Source organism: Luteibacter sp. P4_D7_3, from assembly GCF_056401735.1.
In genome coordinates, this window is sequence record NZ_JBFUIT010000074.1 from 1 (window position 1) to 14,904 (window position 14,904).

The window sequence follows — 14,904 nt, forward strand, 5'->3', positions numbered from 1 at the left end:
TTATCAGTCATCGCACCGAGGAAGTGCTCGAGATCAGCGATGACATCGCCGTCCTGCGCGACGGGCGACTGGTCGACAGCGCGGAGCGCGGCAGCTTCGATCGGGCCCGCCTGCTTTCGACGATGGTGGGGCGCACCCTGCGCGACATACCGCGGCGAGAATCCAGCTACGTCACCGAACAGACCGTGCTGGAGGTGGACGGCCTGGCCAGCGAGCCCAGCTTCCGTCGCATCGGCTTTCAGCTGCGCCGCGGAGAAATCCTCGGATTAGCCGGCCTGGTCGGCGCGGGCCGCACGGAAATCGCGGAAACGATCTTCGGCGTCCGGCGGCCAACGGCCGGCAGCGTCCGCCTCGCGGGGGAGACAGTCACCAGCAAACCCTGCCACGACCTGATTCGCAAAGGACTGGTGTACGTGCCGGAGGATCGCGCACGCCACGGTGCGGTGCTATCGATGACGATCGCCCAGAACGTCACCTCCGGCCTGCTCGAACGTGTGCGCCAGTCCGCCGGCCTGCTCAGCGACGCGGACGAGACACGCCTGGGTGCGACAGCGGTGCGCGACTTCCGCGTGCGCTGCGCCGGGCTCGACCAACCGCTGCGCGAGCTGTCCGGCGGCAACCAGCAGAAGGTCGTCTTCAGCAAATGGATCGCTACCGGGCCGAAGGTCGCCATTCTCGATGAGCCGACGCGGGGCGTCGACGTCGGGTCCAAGGAAGAAATTTACGAACTGATCGAAGCCATGGCGCGTGACGGCATGGCCGTGTTGGTGATCTCCTCGGAGACGGAAGAGCTGGTGCGTCTGTGCGACCGCGTGCTTTCCCTCTACGAAGGTGAGCTTGTCGCGGAACTGACCGGCGACCAGATCAACCCCGCCGCAGTCAGCGCGTCGTACCTGGGTAGCGCACATGCGGAGGGGGCGCCATGAGTGCTGTCGCCATGCCTTCGCGCCGCCGCGCCATCGCCCCGCGTTTCACGATGACGCGCGAGTTGACCCTGGTCGCCGTGACGGTCGGCCTGACGATAACCGTCGGTCTGCTCAACCATGACTTTGTCGGTGCGCAGAACCTGCGCTTCATGCTGCTCAACTCGGTGGTGCTTTCGCTGGTGGCGCTGGGTCAGACGCTGGTGATCGCGATGCGCGGCATCGACCTGTCGGTGGCACCGATCCTCGGTCTGGCGGCCATGGTCTGCGGATTGCTGGCGCAGACGCATGGCTTGTCCCTCGCCGCGGCGTTGCCGCTGGCGCTATGCATCGGGCTGGTCCTGGGGACGATCAATGGCGTTCTCGTGGCGACGATGGACATTCCCCCAATCGTCGTGACCCTGGGTACGTATAGCCTCTACAGCGGACTGACCTTCATCTACTCCGACGGCACGCAGGTCGACGCGGTATCCCCGACGTTCGCGGCGTTTGGTAACGGCCGTCTGCTGGACGTCGTTCCCATCCCCACGCCCGTGGTCGTACTTCTCGTGATCCTGACCTTGTGCTGGTACGTGCTGCGCCACACGGGATTCGGACGCGCGGTGCTGGCCATCGGTAACAACGCTTCCGCCGCGTATGCGGCCGGTCTGCCCGTCACCTGGGTGCGCATTCGCGTTTACGCGCTGTCCGGGACGCTCGCGGCGTTCGCCGGGCTGATGTTCCTCTGCTACACGGGCTCGGCTACGGTCACCGCGGGCACGGGTGATCACATCGAGTTGCAATCCATCGCCGTATCGCTGATCGGCGGCACAGCCATCGCCGGTGGCCGCGGCAATCTCATCGGCACGGTGCTCGGCAGCCTTTTTCTTTCCGTGGTACTGACAGCCCTGGTCTTCCTGCATGTGCCGCCGATCTGGTACTCGGCGGGTGAGGGCCTGATGATTCTCGCTGCCGTCCAGGCCGGTTTTGGTCGTCGAGGAGCGCGCGCATGAGCGTCTCGCCCACCGTCGGTGCAACCCCGGGTGACGACCCGACGATGGCAAAGAGGCGACGTCGGCTCTTTTCCATGGGCGGCTGGGAGCTCTCGCTGCTGGTCCTGCTGATCATCGTGACGACGAGTTTCGGTCTGGGCGTGCCGGGGTTCTTCGACAACCTGTCCGGCTTCCTTGCCATGACCAGCAACTTCCTGCCGTTCGGTATCGTTGCGCTCGGTCTGTCACTGGTGATCTTCACCGGAGGCATCGATCTGTCGGTCGGTGCTACCGCGAGTCTCGCCGCCGTTGTCGCGGCGCAGCTTTGGGCGACGATGGGGCTGAACATCTGGGTGGCGAGCCTGCTCGGTCTGGCCATGGGCGGCTTGCTCGGCGGCATCAATGCGGCCGTCATCGTGCTTCTGCGTATCGAACCGCTGATAGCGACGCTGGCGACGAGCTTCATCTATACGAGCGCAGCGGTGGCCGTCGCTGGCGACTCGCCGCCGTCGGGGTTCCCCGATGCTTTCAACAACATGGGTTCGGGCGCCATGGCGTGGGGCAGTTTCCAGTTCCCGTACCAACTACTTATCTTCATTCCGCTGGCCGTGCTGTTCTGGTTGCTGGTCACCCGCAGCGCGTTCGGTCGCAAGCTCGTCACCGTCGGTTACAACAGTGAGGCCGCACGCTATTCCGGCATCCGCGTGCCGCATGTGCTGGCGGCGGCGTATGTCATCAGCGGCATGATGGCGGCGCTCGCCGGTCTCGTGTTGTCGGCCTATTACAGCGCGGCGCGCGCCGACATGGGCGACGTGCTTCTGCTCACCACTATTGCGATGGTCGTGCTTGGTGGTGTCAGCATCTTCGGCGGCGAAGGCCGCATGGGCGGTGTCATCGTCGCCGTACTCCTGCTCGGCCTGCTTCGTCAGGGCATGCTCATCGCCGGATTCTCGGACATGGTGACCTCCATGCTGACCGGCGCGATCCTGATCGGCTCGATCGCCATCCGCAACATCTTCAGCACGCGGGTCGGCGGCTTCGGCAAGCGCCTGCTCGCACTCATCCGCCGACCCGCCATCGCGGGACCCGACGCCACTCGTCACGACGCGCCCTGAGCGTCGCTATCCATCCACAGGAGGGAGTCATGATCACCGCCCGTCGCATGCTCGTGCTGGCCGCCGCCGCTACCCTGGCCATCGCCTCTGCTGTCTCCGCCCAGACCGTCGATACGTCGAAACGGATCAAGGTGGCCATGGTGCCGAAACTGGTTGGCCTGTCCGTCTTCAAGGCCAACCAGCAGGGCGCCGAGGCGGCGGCAAAAACGCTGAACATCGACTTTCTCTACACCGGCCCGGTCACCGCGTCGGCGCAGGGCCAGGTCGACGTCTTCAACAGTCTCATCGCCCGCAAGTTCGATGTCATCACCACCACGTCGAACAACCCGACCCAGCTTGCACCGGCACTGAAGCGTGCGATGAAGCAGGGCATCAAGGTGGTCTCCTACGACAGTGACGTGTCGCCCGACGCACGTGACTTCTTCATCCAGAATACCGAGTACCCGGCGTTCGGCAAGGCGCTGGTCGACTCGGTCGCCAAATACATTCCCGCCGATTCGGAAGTGGCGATTCTATCGTCGACCAAGGACGCCACGATCCAGAACGAGTGGATCAATGCGCTGACCGCGTACATGAAGACCGCCTATCCGAAGATGAAGATAGTTACGACCGAATACGGTCAATCCGATCCGTCGAAGTCGCTGACCGCGGGGCTGAATATCCTGCAGGCGCATCCGAATGTCGCGGCCATCATCGCGCCCGACGGGGCTTCCGAGGTCGGGGCGGCAGCGGCGGTGCAAAAGCTCGGCCGCACCGGCAAGGTTTTCGTTACCGGATGCAGCAATCCCGACGCGATCCGGCAGTACGTGAAGGCCGGCATCATCAAGGCCAGCCCGTTGTGGGACGAGGTGAAGGAGGGCCAGTTGGTGATGCATGTCGCCCGCCTCGCCGCCAACAATGCGCTTAAGCCCAACGACACATTCTCCGTTCCCGGCCTTGGCGACTACACCGTCAAAGACAAGGTGATCATCTTCAGTGAGCCGCTGATCTTCACCGCCGAGAACATCGACCAGTACAAGTTCTGACCCATCCCCCAAGGAGTTTCCATGAAACGCGTCATCTTCACCGGCGGTAGCGGCAAGGCCGGGCGCCATGTCGTGCAGTACCTGGTCGACCAGGGCTATCGCGTACTCAACCTCGACACGAAGCCGCTCGATAACCCGGCAGTCCGCACCCTCATTACGGACATCACGGACTCGGGCCAGGTGTTCAATGCCCTGTCGAGCTACACGGGTCTGCACGAATTCGACCCGAACCTGGCACCCGAGCCCATCGATGCTGTCGTTCACTTCGCTGCAATCCCACGCATCATGATCGTGCCGGACAACGAGGTTTACCGCATCAACGTGATGGGTACCTACAACGTGATCGAAGCCGCCGCGAAGCTGGGCATTCGCAAGGTGATCATCGCCTCCAGCGAGACGACGTATGGCCTGGTGTTCAATCACACGCCGCGCGATCCGGAATATTTTCCGCTCGATGAGGACTACCCGGTCGATCCGCGCGACAGCTATGCCCTTTCCAAGATCTGCAACGAGAAGACCGCGCAGGCTTTCGCCGGCCGCACGGGGATGGATATCTATGCGATTCGCATCGGCAACGTCATCGAACCGCATGAGTACGCAGGTTTCCCCGGCTTCTTCGCCAAGCCCGATTTCCGCAAGCGCATCGCCTGGAGTTACATCGACGCCCGCGACCTCGGCCAGATCGTGGACCTCGGCATCCAGAAGGACGGCCTCGGCTTCCAGATCTTCAACGCCGCCAACAACGACGCCTCGTCCGATCTTCCGACCGCCGAACTGCTCCGCCGCTATTTTCCGAACGTGCCGGTCAAGGGCGAACTCGGCGAGTACGAGACGCTGCTCTCCAACCGCAAGACACGTGACGTGCTGGGTTTCCAGGAGGCGCACAACTGGCGCCGTTACGTGAAGCCCTGAATCCGACGGAGGATGAAACCATGCCTACTCAGACCACGCTCGTAATCGTCCATACCGGACCCGTCACCGTTCAGCCATTGAGTTCGCTCGGGCCGGAGTTGTTGCCCGGTGTGCGTATCGTCAATCTCGTCGACGACAGCCTGCTCAAGGACACGATGGCGGCCGGCCACGTTACCCCGGCGGTAACCCGCCGCCTTGCCCAGTACATGATGATCGGGCAGGAAATGGGTGCGACCCTTATCCTCAATGCGTGCTCGTCCGTGGGTGAAGCGGCGGACACGGTGCGCCCGCTGCTCTCGGTGCCGATACTGAAGGTGGATCAGGCAATGGCTGAGCGTGCGGTCGCCAGCGCCACGCGCATCGGCGTCGCGGCGACGGTGCAGACCACGCTCGACCCCACGGCGCGGCTCATCGAGCGCGTGGCGCATGAAGCGGGCAAATCCGTACGTGTCACGCGAGCCCTGTGCGAGGGCGCGTTCGATGCCCTGCTTGCGGGTCGTGCCGATGAGCACGACATGATCGTCGAACGGGCGTTGCGTGAACTGGCTGCCGATGTCGATCTCATCGTGCTCGCGCAAGTATCGATGGGGCGCGTCGTCGACAAGCCGGGTGTCCGCTTCGATGTGCCGGTGCTGACCAGTCCGCGCCTTGGCATGGAGCGCGTCGCGGAGCTGCTGCGCGGCCAGCTGGAACGAGCGGCATGAGTCAGTGGGAGTGATCGTCATGCGGCGACACTGCGCCGGTCGTGCCGAACGCACGGGAGAGATCATCGACCTGGGAAGGCGAGAGGATGCGCGGATCGAGGCCGCGAAGGAGCATGTGCAGCTTCGCGGTTTCCTCCAGTTCCTCCATCGCGTTCACGGCCGCCGCGAGCGAGGTGCCCGCGACGACGGGCCCGTGGTTGGCCAGCAGGACGGAAGCGTAGCGCCCGGCCAGGCCGCGGATGGCGTCGGCCACGGCGGGATCGCCCGGGCGATGGTAAGGAATGAGAGCCGTATCGCCGACGCGCATCACGTAGTACGGCGTCAGCGGTGGCAACACGGACGATGGATCGAGGCCGGGAAGCATGGACAGCGCCACGGCGTGCGTGGAGTGCAGATGGACCACGGCGCCCGAGCCTGTACGCGATTCGTACAGCGCCTTGTGTAGCGGCGCTTCCTTGGTGGGCTTGTCGCCATCGACGAAGCGGCCTTGCGCATCGAAACGCGAGAGGCGCGCAGGGTCGAGGAATCCCAGCGATGCATCGGTAGGCGTCATCAGCAGCCCGCCATCGTCAAGGACGGCACTGATGTTGCCGGACGACCCATGGGTAAGGCCGCGTTCGAACATCGATCGGGCGAAGAGGCAGATCTGCTCACGCAGGCGTGACTCGCTCATGGCACCGGCTCCTGTGGGTAACGTGATGGTAGCGCAATCAGTCCAACAATCTTCTGGAGAACCGTATGTCGATGAGCGGATCGGACACGATCCCCGGCGTTAGTTCGACGAGTCCCCACACGGCGGACCGATGGGCTGGCCTGAGCGTGGTCGTTGCGGGACTTGGCTCCATGGGGCTCGGTGTCGCTACGAGTCTGCTGCGTGCCGGCGCGCACGTCACGGGCTTCGATCCCGGCGAGGATCGGCGTAATGCCTTTGCCTCGCTCGGCGGACACGTCGCCACATCGGCGACAGCCGCCGCCGAGCTCGCTGACGTCGTTGTCAGCGTGGTCGTCAACGCCGACCAGACCGAGGCACTCCTCTTCGGCACCGACGGCACCGACGGCATCGCGACGCGCATGGCGCCCGATGGCGTGTTCGTTTCATGTGCCACGATGGCACCGGGCAGGGCGCGCGACCTGGCGCGGCAGGTCGAAGCCAGTGGCCGCCATTACCTCGATGCACCCATCAGCGGAGGAGCAGGGCGCGCGGCCGATGGCAGCCTGACGGTCATGGCATCCGGAAGCGTCGCTGCCTTCGACCGTGCAGAGTGCGTACTCGACGCGATCGCCGGCAAGGTCTACCGGCTCGGCCATGTCGCGGGGCAGGGCGCAGCGTTCAAGATGGTCAACCAGCTACTGGCGGGCGTGCACATTGCGGCAGCCGCGGAGGCTATCGCCTTCGCTGCCAACGAAGGCCTCGATCTCCAGCAGGTGTACGAAGTGATCACGGCCTCGGCAGGTAACTCGTGGATGTTCGAGAACCGCGTCCCGCACATGATCGACGGTGACTACTCGCCGCGAAGCGCCGTCGACATCTTCGTGAAGGACCTCGGGATCGTCCTCGACATGGGCCGGACCAGCGTCTTCCCCGTACCGCTCGCCAGCGCCGCGCTGCAACTCTTCGTGATGACATCCGCGGCGGGAATGGGGCGCGACGACGATGCCTCGGTGGCCCGCCTGTACGCGCGCATCGCAGGCATCGACCTGCCGGGCGAACCCGCCACATCCATCGACCGCCGCTAAGGGAATTGCCATGCCGCGCTTTGCTGCCAACCTCACGATGATGTTCAACGAGCACGACTTCCTCGACCGCTTCGATGCGGCGGCGGCGGCAGGTTTCGGTGCGGTCGAGTTCCTGTTTCCCTATGACCACCCGGTGGAGCAGGTGGTCGACCGCGTAGAACGTAACGGCCTGGCCGTGGTGCTGATGAATCTTCCCGCCGGCGACTGGGCGGCCGGAGAACGCGGGATGGCAGCCATCCCCGCGCGCGCCGCCGACGTGCGCGCAGCCTTCGAACGCGCCACGCCTTACATCCGGGCGCTACGCGTGCCGCGTGTACACCTGATGGCAGGCATTGCCCCGAACGATGACCACCATTGGCGCGCCTACCGTGAATCGATCCGATGGTGCGCTGAGCGCGCGATGGGGCTTGGGATCGACGTACTGCTGGAGCCGGTCAACCGTCGTGACATGCCCGGCTACTTCATGAGCGACGTCGACGCCGCTCTCGCGCTTATCGAAGAACTGCGCCTGCCGAACCTGAAGCTTCAGCTCGACCTGTATCACGCGCAGATCATTCATGGGGACGTGACCACGCGCCTGCGCCGTGCGATGCCTGTACTTAGTCACATCCAGGTCGCGAGCGTACCGTCGCGCCACGAGCCCGACGGCGAGGAGCTGAACTATGCGTTCCTGTTCGCCGAACTCGACCGGCTCGGGTACATCGGGCATATCGGCTGTGAGTACCGTCCACGCGGACGTACCGAGGATGGCCTCGGCTGGCTGGCACCCTGGACGAACGGCGCAAAGGTGGCAGCATGAGTCTCTATCTCGGCGCCATTGCCGATGACTACACCGGCGCCTCGGACCTGGCCAGCACGCTGGCGGGCAATGGCCTGCGAGTGGTGCAGACGATCGGTGTACCGCCCGAGGGCATGGTGCTGCCCGACGTGGACGCCGTTGTCGTTGCGCTGAAAAGCCGTTCGGTTCCCGCCGACGTCGCCGTGCGACAGTCGCTCGCCGCGGACGCGTGGTTGAGGTCGCACGGCGCGGCACACGTGTTGTTCAAGATCTGCTCGACGTTCGATTCGACGGCTGAGGGCAACATCGGACCGGTGACCGAAGCCCTGGCTATGCCACATCGTGCCATGCCCATCGTTTGCCCGGCCTTTCCGCGCAATCGACGCACGGTCTACCAGGGGCATTTGTTCGTGGGCAGCGACCGCCTCGATGAGAGTCCCCTCAAGGACCATCCGATCACGCCCATGCGGGACTCCAGCCTGCTCCGCCTGATGACTGCCCAGAGCCGTCTGCCGGTAGGCCTGCTCTCGCTGGCGGTGATCCGCGCCGGTGACGACGCCGTGCGGACCGAGCTGTCACGGCTGCGACTAAGCGGCTGCGGTAGCGTGATCGCCGATGCCGTGACGGACAGTGACCTCGAGGTGTTGGGGCGTGTGGCGTTGGACGACCATGTGTCGACAGGCGCGTCAGGCATGGGTCTTGGTTTGGCGCGAGCCATCGTCGTCGACCGGGAGCACCTTGGTGATGTCGGCATGATGCGCGCCCCCGACGACTTGCGAGGATCGCTGGTGCTCGCTGGTAGCTGCTCGGCGGCCACCCTCGAGCAACTGGACATCGCCGAACACRAGTGGCCGGTGCTACGTCTTGGCGCCGAAGAGTTGATTGCGGGCACTGCGAGCGTGAAAGCCGCGGTCGACTGGGCCCGTCGGCATCTCGCCGAGGGCCCGGCCATCGTCGCGACCAGTGCCTCACCCGATCGTGTCGCCGCCCTCCAGGCCTCGCACGGCGCACAGTGTGTGTCGGCCCTGCTTGAGGGAGCGATCGCCGAGATCGCCTCCCAACTGGCGGACGAAGGGCTCTCGCGGCTGATCGTCGCGGGCGGTGAGACCTCGGGCGCGGTCGTCGACCGGCTCGGCATCGAAGCCTTCCTTATCGGCCGCGAGCTTGCGCCGGGTGTGCCGATGCTGCACGCGCTCGGGCGACGGCACGCGAACCTGCGCCTCGTGTTGAAGTCGGGTAACTTCGGTAGCCCCGGATTCTTCACCGAAGCCATCATCGCCGACTGACGCGGTTCTCACGGCAGCGCGGACGTGGCGCTGCGGTGAACCGGTGGCCTCAAGGCTTGCGAAGAACGCCCGTACCTTCCTAAGCTTCGCGGATACGCTTCGTGCCGCGTAAGGAAAGGGCACGCACTTCGCTTTTGCAGGTGATCAATGGCACAACGGCATCGCTCGGGCCTCACGTTGTTGGCAGCACTTCTTCTGTTTCCGGTGGCGCATGCCACCTCGACCGACACGCCCGCGGCACGCATGGCGGAACAGCTGAAGATCAATGAGCAGCGTTATGGTATTGCCGGGCAGGCGGTCATTGTCACCCACAACGACGAGGTGCTGTTCCGCGGGGCGAGTGGCAGCGCAAGCGTGGATAGCGTCTTCGAGATGTACTCCGTGGCCAAGCTGTTCACCAACACCCTGGTGATGCAGCTGATCGAACAAGGTGACGTGGAGGTCGACCAGCCGGCCAGTCGATACGTTCCGGATCTCCCCGCCAGCTGGAAGGCGATCACCGTCCGTAACTTCCTCGATCACACCTCGGGCATTCCGGATTATTTCGACAAGGAGCATCCGTCCGGGCCGTATCCACCGACGGTGAAAGCGATGTTCGCCGCTCTGGCAGACAAGCCGCTGCAGTTCCCCCCGGGAACCCAGACGCGTTACACGCAGGCCAACTACGTGGTCCTTGCAGCGCTGCTGGAGGCACACTACGGCAAGCCCTATCCACAGATCGTGGCCGAACGCATCGTGCGTCGGCTTGGGCTGCGTGGAACGTTTCTCGGTGCATCCGCCGTGCCCGCTGACCGGGCCGTCACGGAATACATCGGGAAGAACGGGAAACTGCAACGGGATCCACCGGTCGTGTGGCCCCAGTATGGATACGGGCACGCATCGCTGTTCTCGACGGTGGACGACCTGCGCGTCTTCCTCGGTGGCATGGCACGCGGCGAGCTGGTCGACAAGGTGACGCTCGGCAAGCTGTGGCAGAAGTCGACGCTGCCGAACGGCCGAACCGGCGATTTCGCCACGGGCTGGGAATACGGTAACAGCGACCTCTATTGGAACGTCGGGCACGACGGGGGCACCAAGGTCAGGGTGCGCCTCCTCTTCAGAGGTGACCTCGGCGGCGACAGGTACACTGTCATCTACGTCACCAGCGGGAGCGCTAAAAACGTCTGGTCACGCGTACTGGTGGACAGCGCGATGGCCGCCGTTGCGCCCGACGATTTCCCAGCGGAAGCACTGCAGGAGCGCCTCATCGCTTTCGCAACAGGGCCATCCACCGACAGCACCATGGCCGCCATGGAACGATCCCTTGGCATGCAGTCCGCGCTCAAGGGGAAGGACCTCGAGCGGGCCGTCAATGCGAGTGGTTATACGATATGCGAGAACCTCGGTGTCGACGCATGCATTCGCGTATTCATCCTCAACACGCACCTGTTCGCGCAGTCGTCGAACGCGTGGGATAGCCTGGCCGAGGCGTACCAGAAGAAAGGCGACCGGGAAAAGGCGCAGTCGCTTTACGACAAGGCCCACCGGCTGGCGGCGGGACAACAGTAACGGCGGGAGACCCCAAGAATTGAGGACTCCAACCAACCTTCTACCAGGCAAGCCTGGCGTGATCCCGGAAGAACCCGCCGTTCGCGGCTTCGCGCTCCGAAAGGAGTGCGGCCCAGACGATCCCTTCGGCACTGTCGGCGACGGGGCGTCCGCCGCTACCTCCGAGCGAGGTGGCCGTCCAGCCCGGACACACCGCGTTCACGAGAATGCCACTGCCCTCAAGCTCGCGCGCCGCCACTTGTGTATAGGCATTGAGCGCTGCCTTGGAAATGCGATAGGCGGGAGCCGTTTCGCCACACATGTTGCTCACGGCGCACTCGCTCGAAACGTTGACCACGCGTCCATACCCATGACGCCGCATCAGCGGTACCGCTGCGGCGGTGAGGCACCACGCTCCGAGCAGGTTAGTTTCGAGTGCGCCGCGAATGAGTTCAAGATCAGGTTTCGACACGCGGGCATCGTGGTCGAAGTAACCACCCGCATTGTTGACGAGAATATCCAGTCGCCCGAAACGGCCATCGATGTTGGCGACGGCCGCCTCGATATCGGCTGCACGTGTCACGTCGAGCTTGATCGCGTACGCTTCACCGCCCATGTCTCGCACCGACTTCAGGGCCTTTTCGCCCTTGCCCGGCTGGCGCATGCCCATGAAGACGGTAACGCCGAGCGATGCAAGCTGCTTCGAAACCTCAAGTCCGATACCGCGATTGGCGCCGCTCACCAGCGCGATGCGCTGGGTGAGCGGCGGTTCCGCGGCGGTCGGGTTCGATCGCTTCGTCTGCACGGGCAGGCGATGAACCTTCGCGGCGCTCATGGGGCTTTCGCAACCTCGCTACACGCGTTGTTGCCGCAGGCCTGCCAGCCGCCACCGAGCGCCTTGTACAGCGACACGGCGCGGGTGTTGATGCCGGCTTCGGCTTCCGCCAGCTGATCTTCCGCCGAGAGCTGCGTACGCTCGGCGTCAAGCAGCTCCAGGTAATCCGTACGGCCCGCGTCATAGCGAAGCTTGGCAAGCTCCGCGGCACGGCGGCTTTCCTTGGCCTGCACGACCAGCTTTTCGACGCGGATACGCTGCTGGTTGAAGCCGACCAGTGAATTGTCGACGTCCTCCAGGGCGGTAAGCACCGTGCGGTCGTAGTTGGCCTGCGCCTCTTCGGCCCGTGCACGCGCACCTCTCACGCCAGAGGCCACGCGCTGCACATTGAGGCCCGACCAGGAGATGCTGGGCGCAAGCTGCCATGCGCGCGAATCCGCACCGCCGAAGTCATTGCTGCGGCCGGCAAGGAAGCCGACGAATCCGCCCAGCGTGATATGCGGAAAGTAATCCGCCTTGGCCACGCCGATACGGGCGTTCGCGGCGGCGAGCTCGCGCTCGGCGATGCGGATATCCGGGCGACGCTGCAGCACTTCATCGGCACCGCCAATGGCGAGGCTGACGTCGATCGGCTTGAACGTGGCCGGCGAGAGATCGATGTCGAGCTCACCCGGGCGCGCGCCGAGCAGCACCGCGATGCGGAACTGGTCGGCCTGGGCCTGCGTTTCGAGCACGGGTAGCTGCGCTTCGACGGAAGCCAGGCGCGCCTTGGCCGAAGCGAGGTCCTGCTCGGCACCCGTCCCGACCTCCACACGCGCATTGATCACCTTCAGCGAGTCCTGCTGGTTGGTGATGTCGCGCTTGGCCACATCGATGCGCAGCTGGGTGCCGCGCAGGTCGAAATAGTTACGTGCGACTTCGGCGAACAGCGTGACCTGCGCGTCCTGCAGGGAGGCCTCACCGGCACCGGCATCGGCACGCGCGGCTTCGACCGAACGGCGGATGCCGCCGAACAGGTCGAGCTCCCACGACGCATCGAAACCGGCCTGATACGAGGTGATCGTCTGGCGCTGGTCGGTGAAGCCCGGTTGTTGTTCACGAGCACGTGAATAGTCCACGCCGGTCTCGATATCCGGAATCTGCTGCGACTTAGCGGTACCGAGGGCGGCGCGCGCCTGTTTCAGGCGGGCTACCGCGATCCTCAGGTCCGGGCTGGCCTGGGCAGCCCGGACGATCAGGTTGTCGAGCGTCGGGTCACCGAATTGCTTCCACCACTGTGCCTGGAAGGCCGCGCTGGTCTGCTGCGCCGGGTCCACACCTTGCAGTGTGACCGGCGCTTCTTTCGGGGCGTGGTAATCGGGGCCCACGCTCGCGCAACCGGCGAGGACGAGGGCCGCGAACAGGGCCGTACTACGGAGAATGGTTTTCATGATCACGACTCCCGAGCCGCGTGTTCAAGGAGACGACGCTCACGGCGTGCAGCACGGTTCGCTGCCGAGCGTTCGTTCCAGCCGCGGATCAGCACATAGAACAGCGGGGTGAAGATCAGGCCGAAGAAGGTGACACCGAGCATGCCGGCGAATACCGCCACGCCCATCGCATGACGCATCTCCGCACCGGCACCGTGCGAGGTCACCAGCGGCACCACACCCATGATGAAGGCGAACGAGGTCATCAGGATCGGACGCAGTCGCAGGCGGGCCGCTTCGAGCACGGCATCTACACGGTTCATGCCTTCGATCTCGGCTTCGCGAGCGAACTCGACGATGAGGATGGCGTTCTTGCAGGCCAGGCCCACCAGCACGATCAGGCCGATCTGCGTGAAGATGTTGTTGTCGCCGCCCGTGACGATCACGCCGGCGATCGCGGACAACAGCACCATCGGTACGATCAGGATGACCGCCAGTGGCAAGCTCAGGCTCTCGTACAACGACGCCAGCACCAGGAAGACGAGCAGTACCGACAGCGGGAACACCAGTACCGCGGTGTTGCCGGCAAGGATCTGCTGATACGTCAACTCGGTCCACTCGTAGCTCATGCCGTTAGGCAGGCTCGTGTTGACCAGCTTCTCCATCGCTTCCTGCGCCTGTCCCGTGCTGTATCCCGGTGCCGCGCCGCCGTTGATCTCGGCGGTCGGGTAGCCGTTGTAGTGCTGCACGCGATCCGGCCCGTTGGTCTGGCGCATCGTCAGGAACGAGCCGAGCGGCACGAGGTCACCGGCGGCATTGCGGGTCTTGAGGCCGATCACATCGGATGGTTCGTGACGGAACGACGGCTCTGCCGACACGTTCACCTGGTAGGTGCGACCGAAGCGGTTGAAGTCGTTGACGTAGAGCGAGCCCAGGTACGCCTGCATGGTCTGGAACACGTCGCCCAGATCGATACCTTCGGACTTGGCCTTCTCACGATCGATGTCCGCGTCGAACTGCGGCACGTTCACCTGGAAGCTGCTGAACAGATGAGCGAGCTCCGGCGTTTTCTGGCTGGCCCCGATGATGCCTTGGGTCTGCTTGTACAACTCGTCGAAGCCGAGGTCACCACGATCCTCGAGCTGGATGCGGAAACCACCGATCGTGCCGAGGCCGTTTACCGGCGGCGGCGGGAAGATCGCGATGTACGCACCCTGGATCGAAGCGAACTTCGCGTTGAGGCGTGCAACGATGGCGTCCGCGGAGAGATCCTTGTCGCGGCGCTCCTCGAATGGCTTCAGCGTCACGAAGACGATGCCCGAGTTGGTGCTGTTAGTGAAACCGTTGATCGACAGTCCCGGGAACTGCACGGCGTTCGCAGCGCCCGGGTCTTTCAGTGCGATGTCGCCCATTTCGCGGATCACGCTTTCGGTGCGGTCGAGCGAGGCGGCATCCGGTAGCTGCGCGAACGCGACCAGGTACTGCTTGTCCTGCGGCGGGACGAAACCGGTCGGGGTCTTCGCGAAGCCGAGCACACCCAGGCCAACCAGGCCGGCATACAGCACCAGCATCACCACCGCGAAACGCAGGATCTTCTTCACGCCGCCGACGTACGAGTTCGAGGCACGCTCGAAAACGCGATTGAACGGACGGAAGACCCAGCCGAGGCTGCGGTCCATCAG

Annotated in this window: 14 protein-coding genes; 10 read left to right on the forward strand and 4 right to left on the reverse strand. The window is 64.5% G+C overall.

The genetic code is table 11. The features are described 5' to 3' along the window. The 6 genes from AC1DSN_RS09245 to AC1DSN_RS09270 form a co-directional block, all read left to right on the forward strand. Nucleotides 1-926: ATP-binding cassette domain-containing protein (locus AC1DSN_RS09245; RefSeq protein ID WP_477330408.1), on the forward strand; the 926-nt coding region annotated here is incomplete at its 5' end. Beyond that, on the forward strand, nucleotides 923-1,915 hold the full coding sequence (locus tag AC1DSN_RS09250; RefSeq protein ID WP_477294025.1) for an ABC transporter permease: 993 nt from the start codon (nucleotides 923-925) through the stop codon (nucleotides 1,913-1,915). The genes AC1DSN_RS09245 and AC1DSN_RS09250, both read left to right, overlap by 4 nt. Continuing rightward, nucleotides 1,912-3,009 (forward strand): ABC transporter permease, encoded by a 1,098-nt coding sequence (locus AC1DSN_RS09255; protein ID WP_477294027.1) that lies wholly within the window; start codon nucleotides 1,912-1,914, stop codon nucleotides 3,007-3,009. The genes AC1DSN_RS09250 and AC1DSN_RS09255 overlap by 4 nt, the downstream gene beginning before the upstream one ends. A 29-nt stretch (nucleotides 3,010-3,038) precedes the next feature. Beyond that, a complete protein-coding gene (locus AC1DSN_RS09260) occupies nucleotides 3,039-4,034 on the forward strand; it encodes an autoinducer 2 ABC transporter substrate-binding protein (RefSeq protein WP_213949020.1) in 996 nt (331 codons plus the stop codon). Between the two features lie 21 nt (nucleotides 4,035-4,055). Then, nucleotides 4,056-4,946, forward strand: coding sequence for an NAD-dependent epimerase/dehydratase family protein (locus tag AC1DSN_RS09265; RefSeq protein ID WP_213949019.1), 891 nt, complete (start codon nucleotides 4,056-4,058; stop codon nucleotides 4,944-4,946). A gap of 20 nt (nucleotides 4,947-4,966) precedes the next feature. Further along, a complete protein-coding gene (locus tag AC1DSN_RS09270; RefSeq protein ID WP_063570482.1) occupies nucleotides 4,967-5,650 on the forward strand; it encodes an aspartate/glutamate racemase family protein in 684 nt (227 codons plus the stop codon). A gap of 1 nt (nucleotide 5,651) precedes the next feature. Here AC1DSN_RS09270 and otnC read toward each other — a convergent pair whose 3' ends face one another. Further along, complete coding sequence (otnC, locus tag AC1DSN_RS09275) at nucleotides 5,652-6,323, reverse strand: 3-oxo-tetronate 4-phosphate decarboxylase (RefSeq protein ID WP_213949018.1); 672 nt, start codon at nucleotides 6,321-6,323, stop codon at nucleotides 5,652-5,654. A 65-nt stretch (nucleotides 6,324-6,388) separates the two neighbouring features. Between otnC and ltnD the strand changes: the two genes are divergently transcribed. The 4 genes from ltnD to AC1DSN_RS09295 all read left to right on the forward strand — a co-directional run bounded on the left by ltnD (nucleotide 6,389) and on the right by AC1DSN_RS09295 (nucleotide 10,999). Beyond that, complete coding sequence (gene ltnD / locus AC1DSN_RS09280) at nucleotides 6,389-7,387, forward strand: L-threonate dehydrogenase (RefSeq protein WP_477294273.1); 999 nt, start codon at nucleotides 6,389-6,391, stop codon at nucleotides 7,385-7,387. A 10-nt stretch (nucleotides 7,388-7,397) separates the two neighbouring features. After that, the gene (otnI, locus tag AC1DSN_RS09285) at nucleotides 7,398-8,186 is read left to right on the forward strand and encodes a 2-oxo-tetronate isomerase (RefSeq protein WP_477294271.1); all 789 of its coding nucleotides are present in this window, start codon (nucleotides 7,398-7,400) and stop codon (nucleotides 8,184-8,186) included. Continuing rightward, on the forward strand, nucleotides 8,183-9,451 hold the full coding sequence (gene otnK / locus AC1DSN_RS09290; RefSeq protein ID WP_477330411.1) for a 3-oxo-tetronate kinase: 1,269 nt from the start codon (nucleotides 8,183-8,185) through the stop codon (nucleotides 9,449-9,451). Before otnI ends, otnK begins: the two co-directional genes overlap by 4 nt. A gap of 147 nt (nucleotides 9,452-9,598) precedes the next feature. Further along, nucleotides 9,599-10,999: a serine hydrolase gene (locus AC1DSN_RS09295; RefSeq protein ID WP_477294267.1), complete on the forward strand. Its 1,401-nt coding sequence runs from the start codon at nucleotides 9,599-9,601 to the stop codon at nucleotides 10,997-10,999. A 40-nt stretch (nucleotides 11,000-11,039) separates the two neighbouring features. Here the strand turns inward: AC1DSN_RS09295 and AC1DSN_RS09300 are convergent, their stop codons facing one another. The 3 genes from AC1DSN_RS09300 to AC1DSN_RS09310 form a co-directional block, all read right to left on the reverse strand. Continuing rightward, nucleotides 11,040-11,813 carry an SDR family NAD(P)-dependent oxidoreductase gene (locus AC1DSN_RS09300; RefSeq protein ID WP_477294265.1) on the reverse strand — a complete coding sequence of 258 codons (774 nt, stop codon included), beginning with the start codon at nucleotides 11,811-11,813 and terminating at the stop codon, nucleotides 11,040-11,042. Further along, complete coding sequence (locus AC1DSN_RS09305) at nucleotides 11,810-13,243, reverse strand: efflux transporter outer membrane subunit (protein WP_477294263.1); 1,434 nt, start codon at nucleotides 13,241-13,243, stop codon at nucleotides 11,810-11,812. The genes AC1DSN_RS09300 and AC1DSN_RS09305 overlap by 4 nt, the downstream gene beginning before the upstream one ends. Nucleotides 13,244-13,245: 2 nt before the next feature. Then, nucleotides 13,246-14,904: efflux RND transporter permease subunit (locus tag AC1DSN_RS09310; RefSeq protein ID WP_477330413.1), on the reverse strand; the 1,659-nt coding region annotated here is incomplete at its 5' end.